We start from the raw sequence: 20659 nt of genomic DNA, 5'->3' as shown, positions 1-20659 counted from the left end.
TTGGTATTGTTGGGATGGATTATTTTCATGGTCGGTTGGCTGATGGGCGCACAATGGGGAAAAAGAAACAGGGTTTAGCTACAATACGGAAGGCATATTGGCGTTGAACCAATCCTAAACCTACTTAAAGCTACTTGACCATCTATTGGAGAGCCACCGATATTGAATGTGTTTTGGCCTATTTTGGCGATAGCCAGTACACCATTAAAATAGACCGACTACGTACAGGCGAGATACGTTATCTCTGCTGGCATAAGAGCAACAGTATTTTGGGCAAGCCTGATTTGGTCCTGAACGATGGGCAGGTCACGGAAAACAACAATGGGGAAACGGTGGAATACACCTTTATATGTAATGACAAGGTCTTTACCGTGGAACACATTCCTCCCCACTCAGAAGGAGGCACCCACTACTATTTTATCGAAGTAACAGACAAAGACAATAAAAAAAGTACCTGGAAAATGGAACAAATGCCCATCCCCAGATACTTTCGGTATTTGATTTGACCCAAAGTGCCTTTTGAGTTTACTATGGTACTACCGTCAGTTCGAGTTTTTTCTTTCCACGAAGTGGAAATAAAAATGTATCGAGAACCTTACGTATTATTTATTTTCAACCCTTACCTAGCACTTCTCGATACAATTTTCTTCAAAAATCACTCGAAGTGACAGATTTTTCATCAAAATACGCTGCGAGCTTAGTTTGATATAACCTATCCATTATAAGTTACCCTATAAATGGCATCACCTTCATCATCGGAGATGAGCAAGGAACCATCTTCGAGAAAAAGCAAGTCCACAGGCCTACCGAAGGCCTCCTGCGATTCTTCGTCCAACCACCCATCAATAAAGGGTTCATAGCTTACAGCTTCTCCATTTTCCAGTTTTACCAAGGTCACCCTATACCCCACTTTGGAGGAACGGTTCCAAGAACCATGCTCTGCCAAGAATGCCTGTCCTGTATACGAATCGGGAAACATAGGGCCTTTGCCAAACTTAATACCCAAGGCTGCTACGTGTGCTCCCAAAGGCTGTACCGGAGGCACAAAATCGGAACAGGGATATTGGTCGCCAAATTCCGGATCTTTTACAGTGCCGCCATGACAGAATGGATAACCAAAATGCTGGCCCACCTCGGTCAACTTGTTCAATTCCCCAGGAGGCACATCGTCTCCCATCATGTCCCTACCGTTGTCTGTAAACCATAATTCATCAGTATCGGGATGCCAAGTGAACCCTACAGTGTTTCGAACCCCGTGGGCCACTATCTCCCTATTGCTGCCATCGGGATCCATTCTAGTGATGGATGCGTAACGCTTATCCACCGTAGCACTATCACAAATATTACATGGTGCCCCAACAGGGACATATAGTTTATCATCTGGGCCAAAGGCGATATACTTCCAACCATGGTGGAACTCGGTCGGGTAATCATCATAGATCAATTCCGGCTCTTGTGGATTATCCAATCGTGATTCAATACCCGAATACTTGAACATGCGGCTCACAGCGGCCACATACAAATCACCATCTTTGAACGCCACGCCATTGGGTTGTTCCAAATCGGAAGCAATGGTGTAGATCTCATCCGCCCTGTAATCGCCATCGGTATCCTTAAGGGCATAAACATTACCTTCGTTTCGGGTGCCCACGAACAGTGTACCGTCTGCTCCCATGGCCATGGAACGTGCTCCTTCAATATTTTCCGCATACACATCTATACGGAATCCATCGGGGAGGTTGAGACGGTCCAATGGTAAATCCCCGGTATACTTTGGTGTTTCCTCCGTGTTTTCCGCTACTTCTTCGGTTGATTCTTCATCTTGGGTTTCCTTGTCTTCTTTACAGGCCACAAATACCACAAAAAGCATCAACAGCAGTGTTGACCTTTGGGTCAACGTGTAGATTTTCATATCGATTTTCAGGTGTTTTGGTTTCTAAACCATTAAAGCTATGACAAAATGATGGAAAGAGGAAGTTTGAGGTTTAATATTATAGGCCAATGTCCGAAAGTCAGGAATTATGGAATTTGATTGTTCCGCTATTAAGTTATTGGGTTGTTTTGTTACTCCGTTATTGTGTTTGAACCTAACTCTTGATACTCGATGTCGGTAGTCTGTTCTTATGTGTAGCGGTCTTGGTTCTTTGTCTTTTTGATACCAATTTCACGAACCATCGCGAATGTTTTTGTACTTGAACTTACCTCTTGAGCCTATCTACTCTTCTTCCTTGTATTCGGATAGATGTCCCTGGTACCAAATATTGGTGCGGTGTGTGCTGGAAACGGTAAGTCTCCCTTTTCCACTGGGGTAAAGCTGCACAAAAACCTGAAAGTTCTCGGAATCTTGGCTAATCTGGAACCGCATGGTTTGTCCATTGTCTTTTTTATTGGGAGAGAAGGTAAGGTCTTTGGGAATTCCCTCAAATTTGATTCCCGCTTTATCTTGATCGTAAAACCCACCCATTCGGCGTTCACCAAAAAAGGGGAGGTCGGCCTCGACGCTATCGCCCACCATACGAAAATATCCACCGGTACTCGTGATATCTATTTGGCTGGCGGTACTGCCCAAAGGCAATAGCCCTGCATTGGCTATACTGTTCAAACCTTGGCTTGCCATAGGTTGTGCCCAAATGGCTTTTATTTCAAATCGCTGATCGGATATCATCTTGTCCAAAGCGGCTACTTCTTCAGGCGATGCTTTGTCCTTGCTCGATGCGCAGGCCACGGACACCAACAATAGCACATAAACTCCAATTTTGAGGGCAAACTTCATAATCAAACATATTAACTCCCAGTAAATTACAAAATTACCAGATCAATTCCGAGACAAATAACGGCGTCTTAACGTTTGAAGCGCTCAAAAATGGCCAATGTCTTTTTGGTGTTGATGAAATACACGCCTGTTAAAAGAATGGCTGCAGCTATAATGGATTGTAGCGTGATCTGTTCGTCCAGAAAATACCATCCCAGCAATAAGGCCACTATGGGATTAACGTAGGTGGATGTTGCCACTTTCTCTGGGGAAACGGCCTTGAGCAGATAATTGAAGGAGGTAAAGGCCAATATGCTTCCAAAAAAGATAAGCAGCAACATCGCGATCTGGACTTTACCACTCCATGCCAAGGGCGAAGACCATTCTTCCCCAAAGCCGAGGCTCATCAAACTTAATACAATCCCGGCAAAGAACATTTGATATCCTGTGTTCACGAAATAATTGGTGGGTAGGTCAGCTTTGGCCACAAACAGACTGGCGTAGGCCCAACAGAGCATACAGAAAAAAATCATGATCATGCCCACAATGGATTCTTCCTGGGTTATGATTTGCTTTTGGCTTACCAACAAATAAATACCGATTACCCCAAAAACCACCCCGACCACGGACATAGGCTGTATTTTTTTTCCTTGCAGGATTCGCATCATAATAAGGATGATGAGGGGTTGGGAAGAGATTTCCAAGGCCGCAAAGCCTGTATCCACATAACGCAAGGCCCAAACCACCAAACCGTTTCCAACGCTAAGAAAAAGTATTCCGGCAATTAAGGTGTTGAGCAATTGTTTTTTAGTGATTCGAAGGGGTATCCCCATGATCTTGGCCAAAATGAAGATACAAATTCCAGCTAAGGTAAACCTGCAACTGGCCAGCATAAACGGCTCCAGCTCCATGACGGCTATTTTGTTCAGAAGATAGGTGGAGCCCCAAATGACATAGATGGCAAAAAAAGCCATGATGACGAGAGCAGAGTTAGAGGATTTTACCATGGTAATAGGACCGTTTAACTGCCCTGCAATATTACGCATGTTTCTTGGAGCAAAGTATGTCTGGGGGAAATTTCAGTCTATTATTTTTTGCCTGGTGCATCAAAGTGGTTTATTCAAATCGAGCAAATAGGATGCAAAATCGGTTTCCAATTTTTTAAACAACTGTAAATGGTATTCCACTTCCTTGCTTTTCCCTTCTATCAAATGCAATTGTTGCTGCCTTATTTTGGACATTATCCGTTTTTGGTGGTCTTTGTAGTTCTGGATGCTTTTATTGAGTTCGTAAAACTTTTCGAACCGTTGGGGACATTTGGGTTCGTGGGTATATGAACTTAGTTTTTCGGAAAGACGTTGTACCATTCTGTTGTTTCTTTCCACCCGCACCAGTAGTTCTTGTTGTTCAATACTATTTTGGGTGGTATGCTCCATAAGTCCACAAGTTTTATAGGATTAACGAATTGACACCCATTAAGTTAAATAAATTCCTGCAAATACTGATGGCTTAACTCACATTTAATGGTTTATTTAACATCTATAAACAAAAAAGCCCGGCAAAAACCGAGCTTCCATGTATTTAATATGATAAGCTTTTAATTTTCAGTCTGCTCGTAAGCTTCTTCTTTTAATTCATCAGAAGCTACAATAGCCAGCTCCACACGTCTGTTTGCAGCTTTACCCGCTGCAGTTTCATTACTTTCCACAGGTTGTTCTTCACCATACCACTTGGTAGTGAACCTTCCGCTTGAGATACCTTTGGCCACTAAATAATCTGTTACTGCCTGTGCTCTTCGTTGAGAAAGTCCCAAATTATATTCCGCTGCGCCATCGGTATCGGTATGTCCTTCCACCAAAATGTTGGTTTTTGGATATTCCTTGAAAATTCCGGCCAATTTATCCAAAGTAGTTGCAGAAGTTCCTTTAACATCCGATTTATTGGTATCGAAATACACACCATTCTCTCCACTAAAGGTCACATTGATTCCCTCGCCAACTCGTTGTACTTCCGCACCTGGAATTTCTTGTTCAATTTGTTCCGCCTGCCTATCCATACGATTACCAATATATCCACCGGCAGCACCACCGACGACCGCACCAATAATAGCACCTAAAGCTGTATTTCCTTTTCCAACATTATTACCGATTATACCACCGATGACAGCACCACCACCTGCACCAATGGCAGCACCTTTTTGGGTGTTGTTGGCATTTTGAATAGCATCGCAACTAATAATCATGGTCAACGCCAAAAAAGCCGTTGCCCCTTTTAATACTATATTTTTCATGTAATTATTTTTTTGAGAATTCATAAACTATGGTCACAGGTTGACCGTCAACTGAAACATTGGATTTAAGCGTCATGGATTGTTCGGATAAACTGACAACGTTCAAACGGTATCCATATCCACCCGAAATATCTTTTCGGTTTTCATCAATAAACTTGAATTGAAGTTGGCTCTGGTAATTTTGTTCAGGCTCTACCACGGACCATCTAAAAAAACGGTCTCCTCCTTGGCAAAGCGAACTTTGGGCTATGGTGTAGCGCCCAGTACTGTTGTTGTCACGGAAAAACCATTCACTATCCTCGAAGCAGATATCTTCGGCATCGTTGAAAATGGTGGATTTAAAGTTTCCAGAGGCGTTTTCGTAATAGACATTGTCCAAGTTCCAAGTGCCGCTAAACAGGTTTCGCTGTGTTCTAGCGCTTTTGGAAATGGAACAGGATGAGAGCAAAAGTCCCACCACTGTAATCAATAAGAGTGATCGTTTCATCATAGGTATTAAGTTAATGGTTAATTTATTTTCTGAAAAAATCAAAGAATTATTTTGGTCCACTAAATTATTAAAAAAAGCTTAATCGATCTTTCAATACCGATATAAATCGACCAAGGCTTGTTCGAACCTCTTTTTAGGCAAATAGGATGTTTCAAGTGATTTGGCAAAGGGTACCGGGGTCTCCAAACTACCCACTCTTTTTACAGGAGCGTCCATAAATTCAAAACAGTTCTCCATGACCATGGCCGATATGTCGCTTGCAATACCCCCGAACAAGGTATCTTCCTGGAGCACCATCAATTTTCCAGTCTTTTTTACCGAATTGAAAATAGCCTCCGTATCCAAAGGTTGAAGTGTCCGCAGATCAATCAAGTCGACATCAATCTCTGGATGTTTTTCCAGAACTTCCAAAGCCCAATGTACTCCAGCCCCATAAGTGACCACGGATATGGAATCTCCTTCCTTCAAAAGCTTTGCTTTACCAAAAGGCAAGGTGTAATAATCAGTGGGCACACCTCCCTTTATACTTCTGTACAATCCTTTGTGCTCAAAAAACAATACTGGATTTGGGTCGTTTACTGCTGTATTCAATAGCCCTTTGGCATCGTAGGGAAACGCAGGATACACTACTTTTAAGCCCGGGGTTTTGGTAAACCAGGCCTCATTGGTCTGTGAATGGAAGGGGCCAGCTCCTACTCCGCCTCCGCAAGGCATTCTAATGACCACATCTGCTTTTTCGTTCCATCGATAATGTACTTTGGCCAAATAATTGACTATAGGGTTAAACCCAGAACTCACAAAGTCGGCAAATTGCATTTCCACTACGGCTTTCATACCGTTAATGGACAATCCCATGGCCGTGGAAACAATTGCGGATTCACAAATAGGCGTGTTCCGCACCCTGCTCTTGCCAAATTTGGGGATGAAACCTTCGGTTATTTTAAATACCCCTCCATAATCCGCCACATCTTGCCCCATGATGATGAGTTCGTTGTGCTTGTACATGGATTGCTCCAATCCTCGGGAAATAGCATCTACAAACCGTATATTTTCATTTGAATCTGATTCAGGTTCAATGTTTTGATAATCAAATACTTTATAAATCTCTTTTAACTCTTTGCTTTGATCAGAAGTAACTTCAGGTTCATCAAAAGCCAATTGTAGATTGGTGTTGATTTCATCCGTGATTTCTGCTTTGTATTCTTCGATGATTTCTTCGGTAAGCACTCCTTCTTCCAACAAAAAACTTTCGTAATTGGAAATAGGGTCCTTTTTGCCCCACTCTTTCATCAGCTTATCCGGAACGTACTTGGTGCCGCTGGCTTCCTCATGCCCGCGCATCCGAAACGTTTTGAATTCCAACAACACAGGTCTTGGCCTTCGTCGAATAGCCTTGCACAATTCGTCCACCTTGGCAAACACCTCAAGAATGTTGTTTCCATCAATAATTCTGGATTCAATGCCGTACCCCTTGGCCCTATCTGCCAAATGTTCGCAATTATATTGTTCGTTGGTGGGCGTGGAAAGCCCGTATCCATTGTTTTCAATACAGAACAATACAGGAAGGTTCCATACCGAAGCTACATTCAAGGCTTCATGGAAATCCCCTTCGCTGGTCGCGCCTTCGCCAGTAAAAACAGCAGTGACACGCTTTTTTCTACGGAGCATATCCGCCAATGCAATTCCATCGGCCACTCCTAATTGGGGTCCCAAATGGGAAATCATTCCTACAATTTTGTATTCTTGGGTTCCAAAATGGAAACTACGGTCCCGACCTTGGGTAAAACCACTTTGCTTACCCTGCCACTGGGCAAAAAGTCGGTTTAAAGGAATGTTTCTCGAAGTAAATACCCCAAGATTTCGGTGCATGGGGAGGATGTATTCACTTTCTTTGAGTGCCTTGGTAACCCCCACGGAGATGGCCTCTTGTCCTATACCGCTAAACCATTTTGAAATTTTGCCTTGCCGTAGAAGAATCAACATCTTTTCCTCTATCATTCTGGGCTTCAGCATGCTTTTGTATAAATCCAGCAACTTTTCGTGTTCCAAGCTGCCAACATGATACCTCATACCATAAAATTCTGTTGGATAAATGTAGTAAAAAGCCCTTCAAAACAACTTAAAATTCCAAAACCTTCAGCTTTATTCCCTATTTTTGGTCTAACATCAAAGAAGACAATATGAGCGCTATTCCAAGTGTGGACCTGAAAGATTTTGTTTCGGGCGACCCAAAAAGAAAAGAAAAGTTTGTCAAAGAAATAGGTGCTGCTTTCGAGGATATCGGTTTTGTGGCCCTAAGCGGGCATTTTTTATCCGATGAACTGGTCGAAGACCTGTACGCTGAAATCAAAAAGTTCTTCAACCTGCCCCAGGAAACAAAGGACAAATATGAAATTGAGGGCATTGGAGGACAACGTGGATACACTTCCTTTGGAAAAGAGCACGCCAAAGGCAAAAAAGAAGGTGACCTGAAAGAGTTTTGGCATTTTGGCCAATATGTGGAAGATAATCCGGAACTGGAAGCTGAATATCCGGACAACGTTAGTGTGGAAGAACTTCCCGATTTCAATCGAGTTGGAAAGGAAACCTATAAAATGTTGGAAAAAACCGCAAAATACGTGTTGCGAGCATTGGCATTGCATCTAGACTTGGAGGAAACTTATTTTGATGATTACATTAAAAATGGGAATTCCATCTTAAGACCGATCCACTATCCGCCCATTACCGAAGAGCCCAAAAATGCTGTCAGAGCTGCTGCACACGGCGATATCAATTTGATTACTTTATTGATGGGCGCCCACGGAAAAGGACTTCAAGTAAAAGACCATGAAGGGAATTGGGTGGATGCCATCGCCCAACCCGACCAATTGATGATCAATGTTGGGGATATGTTGTCCAGACTTTCCAACAACCAGCTAAAATCCACCATCCATCAAGTTGTGAACCCCCCCAAGGAACTTTGGGGCACATCCAGGTATTCCATTCCGTTTTTCATGCATCCAGTGAGCGACATGCCCCTCAATTGTCTGGAAAACTGTATCAATGCCGAACATCCAAAAGCTTTCGAGGATATTACCGCGGGCGGGTATTTGCATGAAAGACTGATTGAACTGGGACTGATTAAAAAGTAAGTATGGATTTAGGAGACCAACTCAAAAATTTATTTCCAGACCATGTACCAGAAGAAGAGCCCGGTAATGAAAAAGAGAAATCCCCCTATTGGCTGCAGGACGACCCCATTATCTGTAAATACGAAAAACGAAAAGGGAAGCCCGTAACCATTCTGCAAGGGTACAACGGAGCTGATGGTGACTTTAAAAAACTGACGAAAGACCTGAAAACCCTCTTGGGCGTAGGCGGGAGCTTTAAAAACGAAGCCATCATCATACAGGGCGATTACCGTGATAAAATCATGGATTTCCTAAAGGAAAATGGCTTTTCAGTCAAGCGTGTAGGTGGATAAATGCTAATTCTGCAAAGAATTGAATTGTTTTTTTTGCACATGTTAAAAAATAGGCACAAATAACAATGTTTTGTGAAAAAATTTTTGTGTTCCTGCTTTAAACATTACTTTTATTATTCCTAACCAACGAAAACTGAGCTGAAAATGAAATCACTGTTGCACATAACCAACGGGGACAGTTTCACGTCTAGATTACAATCTTTGCAATTTAAAGGTGATGTAATTACCTGGAGGGAAATGCTTTGCGAAGGCAAAACCCTCTCTACCGTAGGAAGCGAATCTTTCTGGAAAACAAGGTTCGAATTCCTAAACAAGAACTACAAGGTTTCCAAATCGTGGTTTATCGAAAAAACCCTGAAGGAATATCGATCACTTTGCAACCACAAACAACAGGACCAGATTGTTCTTTGGTTCGAATACGATCTTTTTTGCCAAATCAATATGCTGGCTGTGATCAGTTGGTTGAAACAACACAGAAGACACGCCGAAATCTCTTTGGTGTGCAGTGGCAAAGTGGAAGGTTCCACTAAACTTTACGGTCTGAACGAGCTCAACGACGACAGGTTGATGGAACTCTACGAAACTAGAAAAGTACTTTCACAAGACGATATAGAATATGCCGATTACATCTGGCAACTGTATTGTAGCGACAATCCTATTCGATTGGAGAACCAAATCGCCAACAACGATTTCCAGTTCGAATACCTATCGGATGCATTGAAAACGCATCTAAAACGATTCCCAACCATTAAAAATGGACTCAACGACTTGGAAAACCATATTTTGGAAGTGGCCAAGAAACACAAGCCGAAGTCCAAAAATGAATTAATGAAAGATTTATTGACCGATCAAGGTTTTTATGGTTTTGGCGATACACAGTACGAACGTATGCTTTCCTCTTTAAAACCCCTGTTCAGTTCGTTTGACCCTGTCAAATTGACCAAAAAAGGGTTGGATGTGTTAAAGCAAGAAGCTAATTACTATTCAGAACTTCGTGATAATCAAATGTATCTGGGTGGTTCCTTAAAGTATAACTTCTTGTACAATACAGATACAGGTCGAATCCTAAAATTGTAATAAATGGGCTCATCACTGGGTAATTCAGAACTTATTCTGAATCCTGATGGGAGCATTTACCATCTCAATCTTCTCCCCGAGGACATCGCCTCCACTATTATTACAGTTGGAGACCCTGAACGGGTACATGAAGTTTCCAAATACTTTGATTCCATCGAAGTACAAAAAAGCAAACGCGAATTTGTCACGCATACAGGTGTGTATTCTGGCAAACGGATAACCGCTATCTCCACAGGTATTGGGACGGACAATATTGATATTGCTTTTAATGAATTGGACGCTCTTGCCAATATTGATTTCACTACTCGTAAGATAAAAAGCAAAAAAAGACAGCTCAGTTTTATACGGGTCGGTACATCCGGGTCGCTTCAACCTGACATTCCGGTTGATTCATTTTTGATAAGTACCGCTGGTATTGGATTTGACAATCTTTTACATTTTTATGACCATGGACACATCAAGGACAAAGAGCTTGAACTAGCACTGACCGAATACTTGGGTTGGGACAAGCACAACATCCATCCCTACGTGATTGATTTTGATAAAGAGCTAGCCGGTATTTTTACTTCAAATCGTATACGATTTGGTGTAACAGGAACAAATTCAGGATTTTACGGCCCTCAAGGGAGAACACTTCGGATTACACCCGCAATTAAGGACTTTAACGACAAACTTGCGGCCTTTTCCTTTGGAAACACACGTATAACCAACTTGGAAATGGAAACCGCCGCCATGTACGGAATCGCAAAACTGCATGGCCATCGAGCTGTTTCCCTCAATGCGATATTGGCCAATAGGGCTACGGGCGAGTTTTCCAAACAAGGGCACCAAACTATTGATGAACTGATTCAGTACACCTTGAAATGCATTGCCAAAAGTCAATTGGTATAATTTTTCAAAGTGTATTTTTGGGAAAATACCGGTTGGAATCATAATTTTAAATCCACAAAGAAGCCAAATAGATGAAAACGATAAAAATAATCGGTGTGCCCGAACATTTCAACCTTCCTTGGCATTTGGCCATGGAAGACAATGCTTTTGAAGACCGAGGCATTCAACTGGAATGGACCGACGTTCCAGAAGGAACAGGGAAAATGACACAAATGCTTCAGAATGGCGAGGCGGATTTGGGCATCATCCTTACCGAGGGTATCATCAAAAGCATCTCGCAAGGAAATCCCAGCAAAATTGTTCAGGAACATGTCTCCTCTCCCCTGCTTTGGGGCATTCACGTTGATGCGGACAGCGAACGAAATTCCATTGCAGATTTAAAAGGTGACCCAGTGGCCATCAGCCGAATGGGCAGCGGAAGTCATTTAATGGCCTACATTAACGCCCAAAACCAGGGATGGGACACGGAAAAGCTCGAATTTGAGATTATCAATAACCTAGATGGTGCCGTGGAAAACCTCACAAGTGGATCCAACGCTTATTTCATGTGGGAACATTTTACCACAAAACCCCTTGTGGACAATGGCACCTTTAAACGTGTGGGCGACTGCCCTACCCCATGGCCATGCTTTGTGATTGCCGCTTCAAATACTTTTATTGATGAAAATGAAGGCATACTTAAACACGTTTTGGAAATCATCAACACCTACTCTGCTGAATTCAAGCAAATTCCAAGTATCGACAGGACCCTATCCAACCGATACGAACAAAAATTGGAGGATATTCAAGAATGGTTGTCCAAAACCACATGGGGACAGAAACAACTCTCCGAAGCAACGGTAAACGAAGTGCAGTCCAGGTTGCACGACCTTAATTTGATCGAGGAACTCAAGGACGCTTCAAAATTCCTTTGGAAATAGATGGATGTCAGGTCGAGCGCAGTCGAGACCGTATAAATCAAATAGTGATTGTATTCACTTCTCTACTTGAGTTTATCTTGAACGCAGTCGAAAGACGAGAAGTGACACATTTTACCAATCAATTGGCTCTTTGCCCATCTGGGCCAATAAGCTGTTCGTTTTACTGAAATGCTGGTTGCCAAACCACAATCCACGATTGGCGCTCAATGGCGAAGGATGCCCCGATGTTAGGATATGGTGTTTTGCCTTATCAATCAAAGATGATTTTTTCTTGGCAAATCCGCCCCAAAGCAGAAAAACAACACCTTCCAGTTCGCTGGAAACTGTTTTGATCACAGCATCGGTAAATTGCTCCCACCCTTTTTTCTGATGGCTACCTGCCTGATGTGCACGAACCGTCAGCGTAGCGTTCAACAAGAGTACCCCTTGGTCAGCCCATCGTTCCAGATTACCACTTTTGGGATAGGGTTTTTCCACATCGGTTTTGATTTCCTTGAAAATATTGACCAAAGATGGCGGGTGCGGAATACCGTCTTTTACGGAAAAACACAATCCATTTGCTTGGTTCGGCCCATGATACGGATCTTGACCAATGATTACCACTTTGGTTTCTTGAAACGGACAATGGTCAAAGGCCGAAAAAATGTCCTTACCCTTTGGGTAACAAGTGTTCCGTTGGTATTCCTGCTTCACAAAAGCAGCCAATAGCTGGAAATAGGATTGTTCAAACTCATTATTCAATTGTGTTTTCCAACTCGGCTCAATGTTCACGTCCATATGATGACTTTACTTCTTTTTGGTCAGTTTATAGATCAAATACCCAATGCCCACAACAAAATGCAGTAGTATAACGCCCGCAATGATATAAATGACGGTATTGTCGCTCCTCATTTTTAATTGGATTTTAGTCAAGAATTAAGGTATAAACCAAAAGTACGCAAAGCGAATTGTTTTTGCCAAAAACGGAAGCCTCAAAAAACACATCAAAATCCTATCTTTGCGCTGCTAGTAGAAAAAGATGCGAAACATCCACCCCAAAACACTCCAAGATCTAGAGTTCCCAATGGTATTGACACAAATCGCCGCGCGATGCAATACGGAATTGGGAAAAGAAGATGCCCTGTCCATACAACCGTTCCGAAACAAGGAGGAATTGATGAGTGTGCTGGGACAGACTTCGGAGTATTTAGCGTCTTTTTCCAATGACAATCGTATTCCCAACCACGGTTTCGACCACATCAATAGCGAATTGGGACTACTCAAGATCGACAACAGCACCTTGGAGATCTCCGGCTTTCGAAAGATTGGCGACATCTATAAGACGGTGGCAATTCATCAGAAATTCTTTAAAAAGTTCAAGGAATACTATCCGCTGCTTTTTGATAAAGTGAATGCTTTGGAATTGCATCCCGAAATACCTGACGCAATTGATGATGTCATCGACAAATTTGGGGAAATCAAGGATTCTGCTTCCGATGAGCTTTGCTATATCCGAAGTCAAATCAATACTGTGCGGAGCAAAATCAATCAAAGCTTCAGCGCTGCACTGGGACGTTATCAATCTTCTGATTTTTTGGATGAAATCCGTGAGTCCGTAATGGAGAACCGCAGGGTATTGGCCGTGAAAGCGATGCACCGCAAAAAAGTGAAGGGCACCGTAATGGGCACTTCCAAAACGGGAAGCATTGTATACATTGTGCCTGAAGCCACGCTCTCCTATACCCGAGAGCTCAATAATCTTGAGTTTGAGGAAAAGGAAGAGATTCAACGCATCTTGAACAAGCTTACGGACGAGATCCGCCCCTATCTCGAGTTACTCCAAGAGTATCAAAAGTATTTGTCCGATACCGATATTACCGCAGCCAAGGCAAAATATGCCAACGAGATGAACGGATTGTTGCCCGAAATCAATGAGGAACGGGAATTGTTTCTGCGTGACGCCTATCATCCCTTGCTCTATTTATCCAACAAAAGAAAGAACGAGAAGACCTGGCCACAAACCATAAAATTGCATCAGGAAAATCGAATCATTGTGATTTCGGGGCCCAATGCAGGCGGAAAAAGTATCACACTGAAAACCATAGGATTACTTCAAGTGATGCTTCAAAGTGGTATCCTCATTCCCGTACACGAGCGTAGTTCCGTTTGCTTTTTCGATAAAATTTTGACAGATATTGGCGACAATCAATCCATTGAAAATCATTTAAGTACATACAGTTATCGACTCAAAAACATGAATCACTTTCTTAGGAAGTGCAATGATAAAACCTTGTTCTTGATCGATGAGTTTGGAACGGGAAGCGACCCCGAATTGGGCGGCGCCCTTGCCGAAGCTTTTCTGGAAGTATTCTACGAGCGGGAAGCCTACGGAGTCATCACAACACACTATGCCAATTTAAAGGCTTTGGCCGACGAATTGCCGCACGCCACTAATGCCAACATGTTGTTCAACTCCAAAACTCTGGAGCCCACCTTTCAATTGGTTTTGGGTGAAGCAGGAAGTTCCTTTACGTTCGAAGTGGCCCAAAAGAACGGCATCCCCTACTCCTTGATCAACAAGGCCAAAAAGAAGATAGAACGCGGAAAAGTCCGTTTTGATGCCACTATTGCCAAACTGCAAAAAGAACGTAGTAAAATGGTGGAGACGGGCTCCAAACTCAAAGAAGAGGAAACCAAGGCACGTGAGGAAAACGAACGTTTGGAACAGCTCAATTCCAAGATAAAATCCAAATTAGAGAGCTACCAAGAGATGTACGACCACAATCAGCGCATGATTCAATTGGGCAACAAATTGAATACCGCTGCCGAGAAATACTTTATTGATAAAAAGAAACGTCCACTAATTTCGGAAATGCTCCGTATTGTGGAAACGGAAAACAGCAAGCGCAAAAAAACCACTGCAAAGAAAGCCAAGGCCAAACAGCAAGAGAAGAAACAGGTGGCCCAAGAGCTGGAGCAAAAAATCAAGAAAGTACGGGTCGAGAAAAAAATCAAAAAGAAGGAAGAAATCCAGGCCGAAAAGAACAAACCCCGTCCCGTGTTTAAAATCGGCGACCGTGTTCGCTTAAAGGATGGAAAGGCCGTGGGCACTATTGACACTTTGGAAAAAGGCAAAGCTGTGGTCAACTACGGCATGTTCACCACCAATGTGAGCGTTGACCAACTGGATTTGGTGGAGTCGAAGAAATAACGGTTTGTCATTCCTGCGGAAGCAGGAATCCAAACTTTCCTGTATGTTGACAACTCCTCATAAATCAGCTAATTACCCCATTGTATGCCAAGGGTTTTAAATGAACTTCGTTATCTGTCGCTAAAAATCATTAAAACAATGTTTATTGTTGTAGTTACCTGCATGCCAAAAAACCTGTAACAATCTTCCAACGATTGTATCTTTACTATGAACACTAATTCAGAAATAATGCGATTAATAATAGGTATAACCTGTATCGTTCTAGTCACAACATCTTATGGACAGACATCATTAAAAGGAATAAATCTAAAAGCAGGAGAACATAAAGTAGGCTTCAGGCATTATACAATTGATGATAGCACGAGAACCTACCGAATTCATAATGAGTTTAACAACCGGTTTATCGAGAGGCCAATTCCAATTAGTATTTGGTATCCTGCTAAAATAGAAGATGATGATTCCCAGCAGTTGACCGTTTTAAATTATTTGGAGGTTTTAAAGGAAGAGGAAGAATGGAAAAATCTACCAAACCATTTCCTGTTGGATTGGTTTCCATATTTATGGAACACACCACAAAACAAGTCGCATCTTTCTGAAAAAGTAAATGCCTTTTCCAATCCAACATATTTAGACGAAAATTTTCCAGTGGTAGTTTATGCACCAAGTTATCAAGCCTCTTCAATTGAGAACTTTGCATTGTTCGAATACTTGGCCAGCAATGGTTTTGTCGTGATATCAAGCCCTTCAAGGGGAACAAATACGCACTGGTTGGAAGGCGGAACTACAAAAGATATGGAAACACAATCCAGAGATGTGGAATTTCTATTGAAGGAAATTCGAAATCACAAAAATATAGATTCCGAAAAAATTGCATTAATGGGGTTTAGCTTTGGTGGGTTGGCCAACGCTATAACAATTATGAAAAACAAAAATATAAGTGCAATCGTAAGCTTGGATGGAACCGAAAGATACAATTACCCTGTCTTGGAAAATTCATCTTACTTTAATTTGGATAGGTTTACTATTCCTTATATTCATTTTGCTCAAAAAGAGATTCCAAAAAAAGTTATCACTAGCGATAAAATTCCCAAAGAATTGAACTATAAATTCCAATTATATGATTCTTTAAAATACAGTACTATTTATAGATATAGATTTCACGATCTAACACATTCCTATTTTAGTTCTTTCGGTGTCTTGTTCGCTAACAGAGATAAAAGACAAGATAAAAGCGATGATAAAATAATGACTTCCTATAATTTGCTTTGTCATCATACTTTACAGTTTTTAAATGCGACATTAAAGAATGATAAAAAGGCGAGGGATTTTATTGAAAATAAACCTGTTGAAAATGGCTTTTCCGAATCTTTGGTTTCCAAACAAACCAAAAGGGCTATTGAGAAAGATTTTACCTATAAAGATTTCAACGATTTGGCACTTAAACAGAACTATCAAAATTTAATTCCTCTATATGAAAAAACCGTTGCCAAACACCCAAACCTTCAACTACAAGAAGGGATGTTGAACATGTTAGGCCTTCGATTGTCCTTTGATTCTAAAAAGGCAAAACAAGGAGTTAATGTCTTATTGTTGGCTTTACATCTTTATCCAAAATCGGCAAATTTATATGACAGTTTGGCTGAAGCATATTTACATAATAAAGATTACGTAAACGCTATTTCCAACTACAAAAAGTCGTTGGAATTAAACCCGAAAAATCAAAACGCTATCGACCGATTAAAGAAATTGAGGGAATAAGTTCTGCGACTAACATTTATTTTTACAAGATACCCTCACACCAGTTTTACACATATCACAAAATCCTAGCCAGTGCTCAGTGCATTTTTCCTTATCTTGTTTGGCAAATAGAAACTAAACATCGTAAACAAAAAATGAAAAAAACAACCAACTCCCAAAGTAGAAGAAACTTTGTCAAGAACACCGCGCTGGCATCCAGTATTTTTATTGTTCCCCGCCATGTGATGGGTGGACCCGGCTTTTTGGCGCCCAGCGATCGCTTGAATATCGCCGCCATTGGTGCGGGCGGTAAAGGTGCTAGCGATATTGCAAATGCCTCTGTAAATGGCCGTGAAAATGTGGTCGCACTTTGTGACGTCGACTTTTCAGGCTCTGCCAAACGCTCTGTGGAGCGCTTTCCCAAGGCAAAGCTTTTTAATGATTACCGCGAAATGCTAGATACCGTAAAGGATATCGATGCCGTGACCATCAGTACTCCCGACCACGTACATGGACCCGCTGCGGCCTACGCCATGCAACGGGGCAAACATGTGTACGTACAAAAACCCATGACCCACAACATCAGCGAAGCCCGTATGCTGACCCAGATGGCAAGCGACAAAAAGGTAGTGACCCAGATGGGGAACCAAGGCGGTTCCAATCCCTTGTTGGGCATGGTCCAAAAATGGGTGGATTCCGGAAAACTGGGAAACATCAGTAAAGTGGAAATATGGACCAACCGTCCCGTATGGCCACAAGGCTATTCCATGCCAAGCCCAGAACCCGGCAAAAAACCAGAAGACCTGTATTGGGACCTATGGTTAGGCCCTGCCCCCATGCGTCCGTATACGCCCAACCTACATCCATTTAACTGGAGAGGCTGGTGGGATTACGGCACAGGAGCCCTTGGAGATGTAGGTTGTCACTTGATCGATATTCCATACAGAACCTTGAAACTCAAATATCCGACTGCGGCAGAATGCAGCGTGGGAACCGTATTCTCCCAAATGTGGAATCCCGATTATAACCCTGAGGGTTGTCCTGCAACCTCGTTCATTACCTTAAATTATGAGGCCACCGAAAAAACCGGTTCACCGTTGATGATGACTTGGAGTGATGGAGGAATACGTCCTTCGCACCCGGAAATCATTCCTGCGGACAGTGATATTGGAGGCCCGGGAAGCTACAATGGTGTATTGATTCATGGCGAAAACGGTGTGATTTCCACCAACATCAACGACAGTTCGCCACTGACACCAAAATTGTACCTGAACGACGGCACTACGGAGTTTGGCCCAGAGGTCGAAGAAATGGAAGAACCAGAATACGGGCACCAACGTAAATGGGTGGATGCCTGTAAAGCCGGCTTCGGCAGTGAAGAGCACCAAGGTTTGACTTCTTCGTTTGACTATGCTGGCCCCATGACCGAAACCGTGTTGATGGGTAACCTGGCTATACGAAGCTATATGTTGCGCAGACAAAATGATGAAGGTAACATGGAGTTCTACGGTCGTAAAAAACTCCTTTGGGATGGCGACAACATGGAAGTTACCAACTTTGAAGACGCCAACCAGTTTGTTTCCCGCACTTACCGCGAAGGTTGGGAAATACAGGATGCATAAACTGAACGCACATACATTAAAAAGGCCGCAATTTGCGGCCTTTTTCTTTATCCAATGATGTGTACAGATTCATGCAAATCCTTAAAAATTAACTGGATTGTTGATAATTAAGTTAGATCATTACATATAACCTATTGATTTTAAGATAGAAATAAACGAATTTGGTGTTTCAACCTAACCAAATGATCAAATTCTTCAGGAAAATACGTCAACGATTGTTGAACGAAAATAGATTTTCCAAATATCTCCTCTACGCCATTGGCGAAATTGTTCTAGTAGTCATTGGGATATTGATAGCCCTTCAAATCAATAATTGGAATGAAAGTAGAAGGTCCCAAGAAAAGATGGACAACTATTTTGATAAAATTTTAGTGGAGATGAGGCAAAAAAGTCGTGTACTCAAGAGCCATCAAGAAGGAGCTCTAAAGTTTAAGCAGGATGTTAATCGAATTGCACGGATGACAGCCGATAAAAACCCGGATTCCATACCTGTTTTAAAAAGCTTGTTGGGAAGCCTTACAGTTGCAGGAGAAGTAAATGTTTCTTTCCCCATTATGGATGAATTTTATAAGCAGGATTTGCAGGTAGCCGTAGCAAATGATTCTTTAAAAATGCAATTGGAGCGGCTGCTTGATCTAAGATCATTGAGAAGTCAAGCTTCAGAATTGGCACTGAATTCATACGTGAGCAATATTGAACCTTTTTATATAAAGCACATCAACTATAGTAAAACTGCTACCAATGGTTCCAAAGAAGGATATATTAATGCAGGACCCGACACCAACTACGATGAACTGATGAACAGCATGGAGTTTTGGAACATTGTCACCTTAAAACAGGAAACGAATAATTATACCGCTCACATTTATGAAGTTTTGATATATACCATTGAAAAAATAATCGATTTATTGGAAAATGAATTGAAAACCACCCTTTAACCCATGATCAAATTCTTTAGAAATATCCGCAGAACGCTCATCAATGAAGGTAAAACCGGCAAATACCTTAAATATGCCTTTGGCGAGATTATTCTGGTGGTCGTTGGGATTTTGATTGCACTTCAAATCAATAATTGGAACGAAAACCGGCTCGAAAACAATAGAGCTCGGACACTATTGACAAACATGGTGCAAGATTTGGCCACCGACACACTTATGCTAAATCGAAATATTGAGAATTATGAGTTTCAGAGCCATAATTGTGTAAAACTTTTAAATGATTCTCTTTTTGTAAATACAAAATCAGACTCATTGTATTATATGCTTCCTATAAATCAAATGGGATTGCTTTTAACCACTCAGGCTTTTGATAAAATTACCAATGCCAGTATATCTACTTTACAGTTTTCAAATGAGTTGGATCAATCCATTAATGAATATTACGTTACGGATGCTGAGTTTGTAGAAAAGCAATTTTCCTGGGAAGAGCAATGGACCAATAAGGATGAGGACTTTTGGCATGATGCACTACAAATGGAACTTCCGCAATATTTTAAGATTAAAAACAATCCAAATTACAAACAATCTGAATCCGTGAGGAAGCAAAAGTTGTTACGAGTTATTACTTCAACTGAAGGCAGACAAAGAATTAGACATGCTTTAGATCGAAAACAAATGATGTTAAGTTCAATGGAGGGCAGGAAAGAGATGGCCAAGGAGCTGATATCCCAAATTGAAAACCATGTATCAGAGGATTAAACTGTTTTAAAAAAATAGTCGGCACCCAACCAAAACCAACACATGAAATTATTTCGAAAAACCAGAAAAAAATTAGTGGATACCAATCGAGTTAAAAAATACCTGCTCTATGCAATAGGTGAGATCATACTGGTGGTCATTGGAATTCTTCTAGCGTTGCAGATCAACAATTGGAACGAAAAGCGTAAACAAACCGAAATAGGTTATCAATATTTAACCGAAATGCGCTATGAGCTACAGGATGATGTTGCTATGCTCAACCGCTATATAAACGTATTGAAAAAAAACATTGAAAACCATGAGGCTGCTTTAAACACTAAAAACATAAACACCTTACCCTTAGATAGTCTTTATATGCTAGTAACACCCGAAAATTTAGATTTTAAGGTAAGTGAATTAACTTTATAATTCCCCCCAATATTAGGACAGTAGCTTAAGTTTAATTTTTAACCTTAAATTCACTGTCAAATGAAACGAAGAAAGTTTACATCGGAGTTCAAGTTCAAGGTCGTTTTGGAGGCCCTGAGCGA

20 protein-coding genes are annotated in these 20659 nt (G+C 41.6%); 12 read left to right on the top strand and 8 right to left on the bottom strand.

What is annotated here, in order from left to right; all coding sequences use genetic code 11:
- Positions 1 to 134 precede the first annotated feature (134 nt).
- Positions 135 to 506, top strand: coding sequence for a hypothetical protein (locus tag PY092_RS18835; protein ID WP_275617288.1), 372 nt, complete (start codon positions 135 to 137; stop codon positions 504 to 506).
- Between the two features lie 206 nt (positions 507 to 712).
- Here PY092_RS18835 and PY092_RS18830 read toward each other — a convergent pair whose 3' ends face one another.
- The 7 genes from PY092_RS18830 to PY092_RS18800 form a co-directional block, all read right to left on the bottom strand.
- The gene (locus tag PY092_RS18830) at positions 713 to 1912 is read right to left on the bottom strand and encodes a PQQ-dependent sugar dehydrogenase (RefSeq protein ID WP_275617287.1); all 1200 of its coding nucleotides are present in this window, start codon (positions 1910 to 1912) and stop codon (positions 713 to 715) included.
- Between the two features lie 303 nt (positions 1913 to 2215).
- Positions 2216 to 2773 (bottom strand): DUF4251 domain-containing protein, encoded by a 558-nt coding sequence (locus PY092_RS18825; protein ID WP_275617286.1) that lies wholly within the window; start codon positions 2771 to 2773, stop codon positions 2216 to 2218.
- Between the two features lie 68 nt (positions 2774 to 2841).
- On the bottom strand, positions 2842 to 3759 hold the full coding sequence (locus PY092_RS18820) for an EamA family transporter (protein ID WP_275617298.1): 918 nt from the start codon (positions 3757 to 3759) through the stop codon (positions 2842 to 2844).
- A gap of 99 nt (positions 3760 to 3858) precedes the next feature.
- Positions 3859 to 4188 carry a hypothetical protein gene (locus PY092_RS18815; RefSeq protein ID WP_275617285.1) on the bottom strand — a complete coding sequence of 110 codons (330 nt, stop codon included), beginning with the start codon at positions 4186 to 4188 and terminating at the stop codon, positions 3859 to 3861.
- 161 nt (positions 4189 to 4349) lie between these two features.
- Positions 4350 to 5042, bottom strand: coding sequence for a YiaD family glycine zipper/OmpA-like lipoprotein (locus PY092_RS18810; RefSeq protein WP_275617284.1), 693 nt, complete (start codon positions 5040 to 5042; stop codon positions 4350 to 4352).
- Positions 5043 to 5046: 4 nt separating this feature from the next.
- Positions 5047 to 5532, bottom strand: coding sequence for a lipocalin-like domain-containing protein (locus PY092_RS18805; protein ID WP_275617283.1), 486 nt, complete (start codon positions 5530 to 5532; stop codon positions 5047 to 5049).
- A gap of 90 nt (positions 5533 to 5622) precedes the next feature.
- Positions 5623 to 7602, bottom strand: coding sequence for an alpha-ketoacid dehydrogenase subunit alpha/beta (locus PY092_RS18800; RefSeq protein ID WP_275617282.1), 1980 nt, complete (start codon positions 7600 to 7602; stop codon positions 5623 to 5625).
- Between the two features lie 110 nt (positions 7603 to 7712).
- On the opposite strand from PY092_RS18800, the gene PY092_RS18795 reads away from it, so the two are divergent.
- The 5 genes from PY092_RS18795 (at position 7713) to PY092_RS18775 (ending at position 11883) form a co-directional block, all read left to right on the top strand.
- Positions 7713 to 8663, top strand: coding sequence for an isopenicillin N synthase family dioxygenase (locus PY092_RS18795; RefSeq protein WP_275617281.1), 951 nt, complete (start codon positions 7713 to 7715; stop codon positions 8661 to 8663).
- A 2-nt stretch (positions 8664 to 8665) separates the two neighbouring features.
- Positions 8666 to 8995: a translation initiation factor gene (locus PY092_RS18790; RefSeq protein ID WP_275617280.1), complete on the top strand. Its 330-nt coding sequence runs from the start codon at positions 8666 to 8668 to the stop codon at positions 8993 to 8995.
- Positions 8996 to 9139: 144 nt separating this feature from the next.
- Positions 9140 to 10072, top strand: a complete 933-nt coding sequence (locus tag PY092_RS18785; protein WP_275617279.1) for a DUF1835 domain-containing protein — start codon at positions 9140 to 9142, stop codon at positions 10070 to 10072.
- Between the two features lie 3 nt (positions 10073 to 10075).
- A complete protein-coding gene (locus PY092_RS18780; RefSeq protein ID WP_275617278.1) occupies positions 10076 to 10963 on the top strand; it encodes a nucleoside phosphorylase in 888 nt (295 codons plus the stop codon).
- Positions 10964 to 11034: 71 nt separating this feature from the next.
- Complete coding sequence (locus PY092_RS18775; RefSeq protein ID WP_275617277.1) at positions 11035 to 11883, top strand: substrate-binding domain-containing protein; 849 nt, start codon at positions 11035 to 11037, stop codon at positions 11881 to 11883.
- A 111-nt stretch (positions 11884 to 11994) separates the two neighbouring features.
- Here the strand turns inward: PY092_RS18775 and PY092_RS18770 are convergent, their stop codons facing one another.
- Positions 11995 to 12660 (bottom strand): uracil-DNA glycosylase, encoded by a 666-nt coding sequence (locus tag PY092_RS18770; protein WP_275617276.1) that lies wholly within the window; start codon positions 12658 to 12660, stop codon positions 11995 to 11997.
- A 241-nt stretch (positions 12661 to 12901) separates the two neighbouring features.
- On the opposite strand from PY092_RS18770, the gene PY092_RS18765 reads away from it, so the two are divergent.
- The 6 genes from PY092_RS18765 (at position 12902) to PY092_RS18740 (ending at position 20537) form a co-directional block, all read left to right on the top strand.
- Complete coding sequence (locus PY092_RS18765) at positions 12902 to 15073, top strand: endonuclease MutS2 (RefSeq protein ID WP_275617275.1); 2172 nt, start codon at positions 12902 to 12904, stop codon at positions 15071 to 15073.
- A gap of 228 nt (positions 15074 to 15301) precedes the next feature.
- Positions 15302 to 16831, top strand: a complete 1530-nt coding sequence (locus PY092_RS18760; protein WP_275617274.1) for a tetratricopeptide repeat protein — start codon at positions 15302 to 15304, stop codon at positions 16829 to 16831.
- Positions 16832 to 16965: 134 nt separating this feature from the next.
- A complete protein-coding gene (locus PY092_RS18755) occupies positions 16966 to 18432 on the top strand; it encodes a Gfo/Idh/MocA family protein (RefSeq protein WP_275617273.1) in 1467 nt (488 codons plus the stop codon).
- Between the two features lie 182 nt (positions 18433 to 18614).
- The gene (locus tag PY092_RS18750) at positions 18615 to 19370 is read left to right on the top strand and encodes a DUF6090 family protein (protein WP_275617272.1); all 756 of its coding nucleotides are present in this window, start codon (positions 18615 to 18617) and stop codon (positions 19368 to 19370) included.
- 3 nt (positions 19371 to 19373) lie between these two features.
- Positions 19374 to 20129 (top strand): DUF6090 family protein, encoded by a 756-nt coding sequence (locus PY092_RS18745; RefSeq protein ID WP_275617271.1) that lies wholly within the window; start codon positions 19374 to 19376, stop codon positions 20127 to 20129.
- A 42-nt stretch (positions 20130 to 20171) separates the two neighbouring features.
- Entirely contained in the window at positions 20172 to 20537 is a 366-nt protein-coding gene (locus PY092_RS18740; protein WP_275617270.1) for a DUF6090 family protein, read from the top strand.
- Positions 20538 to 20659 lie beyond the last annotated feature (122 nt).

The sequence above is a fragment of the Flagellimonas yonaguniensis genome, from assembly GCF_029193885.1.
Classification (GTDB): domain Bacteria; phylum Bacteroidota; class Bacteroidia; order Flavobacteriales; family Flavobacteriaceae; genus Flagellimonas; species Flagellimonas yonaguniensis.
This window is presented reverse-complemented; position numbering and strand designations above follow the sequence as displayed.

Coding starts and splice junctions, on each gene's coding strand:
- PY092_RS18830 (WP_275617287.1), bottom strand. CDS start 1,912: ATGAAAATCTACACGTTGACCCAAAGGTCAACACTGCTGTTGATGCTT.
- PY092_RS18825 (WP_275617286.1), bottom strand. CDS start 2,773: ATGAAGTTTGCCCTCAAAATTGGAGTTTATGTGCTATTGTTGGTGTCC.
- PY092_RS18820 (WP_275617298.1), bottom strand. CDS start 3,759: ATGGTAAAATCCTCTAACTCTGCTCTCGTCATCATGGCTTTTTTTGCC.
- PY092_RS18815 (WP_275617285.1), bottom strand. CDS start 4,188: ATGGAGCATACCACCCAAAATAGTATTGAACAACAAGAACTACTGGTG.
- PY092_RS18810 (WP_275617284.1), bottom strand. CDS start 5,042: ATGAAAAATATAGTATTAAAAGGGGCAACGGCTTTTTTGGCGTTGACC.
- PY092_RS18805 (WP_275617283.1), bottom strand. CDS start 5,532: ATGATGAAACGATCACTCTTATTGATTACAGTGGTGGGACTTTTGCTC.
- PY092_RS18800 (WP_275617282.1), bottom strand. CDS start 7,602: ATGAGGTATCATGTTGGCAGCTTGGAACACGAAAAGTTGCTGGATTTA.
- PY092_RS18795 (WP_275617281.1), top strand. CDS start 7,713: ATGAGCGCTATTCCAAGTGTGGACCTGAAAGATTTTGTTTCGGGCGAC.
- PY092_RS18790 (WP_275617280.1), top strand. CDS start 8,666: ATGGATTTAGGAGACCAACTCAAAAATTTATTTCCAGACCATGTACCA.
- PY092_RS18785 (WP_275617279.1), top strand. CDS start 9,140: ATGAAATCACTGTTGCACATAACCAACGGGGACAGTTTCACGTCTAGA.
- PY092_RS18780 (WP_275617278.1), top strand. CDS start 10,076: ATGGGCTCATCACTGGGTAATTCAGAACTTATTCTGAATCCTGATGGG.
- PY092_RS18775 (WP_275617277.1), top strand. CDS start 11,035: ATGAAAACGATAAAAATAATCGGTGTGCCCGAACATTTCAACCTTCCT.
- PY092_RS18770 (WP_275617276.1), bottom strand. CDS start 12,660: ATGGACGTGAACATTGAGCCGAGTTGGAAAACACAATTGAATAATGAG.
- PY092_RS18765 (WP_275617275.1), top strand. CDS start 12,902: ATGCGAAACATCCACCCCAAAACACTCCAAGATCTAGAGTTCCCAATG.
- PY092_RS18760 (WP_275617274.1), top strand. CDS start 15,302: ATGCGATTAATAATAGGTATAACCTGTATCGTTCTAGTCACAACATCT.
- PY092_RS18755 (WP_275617273.1), top strand. CDS start 16,966: ATGAAAAAAACAACCAACTCCCAAAGTAGAAGAAACTTTGTCAAGAAC.
- PY092_RS18750 (WP_275617272.1), top strand. CDS start 18,615: ATGATCAAATTCTTCAGGAAAATACGTCAACGATTGTTGAACGAAAAT.
- PY092_RS18745 (WP_275617271.1), top strand. CDS start 19,374: ATGATCAAATTCTTTAGAAATATCCGCAGAACGCTCATCAATGAAGGT.
- PY092_RS18740 (WP_275617270.1), top strand. CDS start 20,172: ATGAAATTATTTCGAAAAACCAGAAAAAAATTAGTGGATACCAATCGA.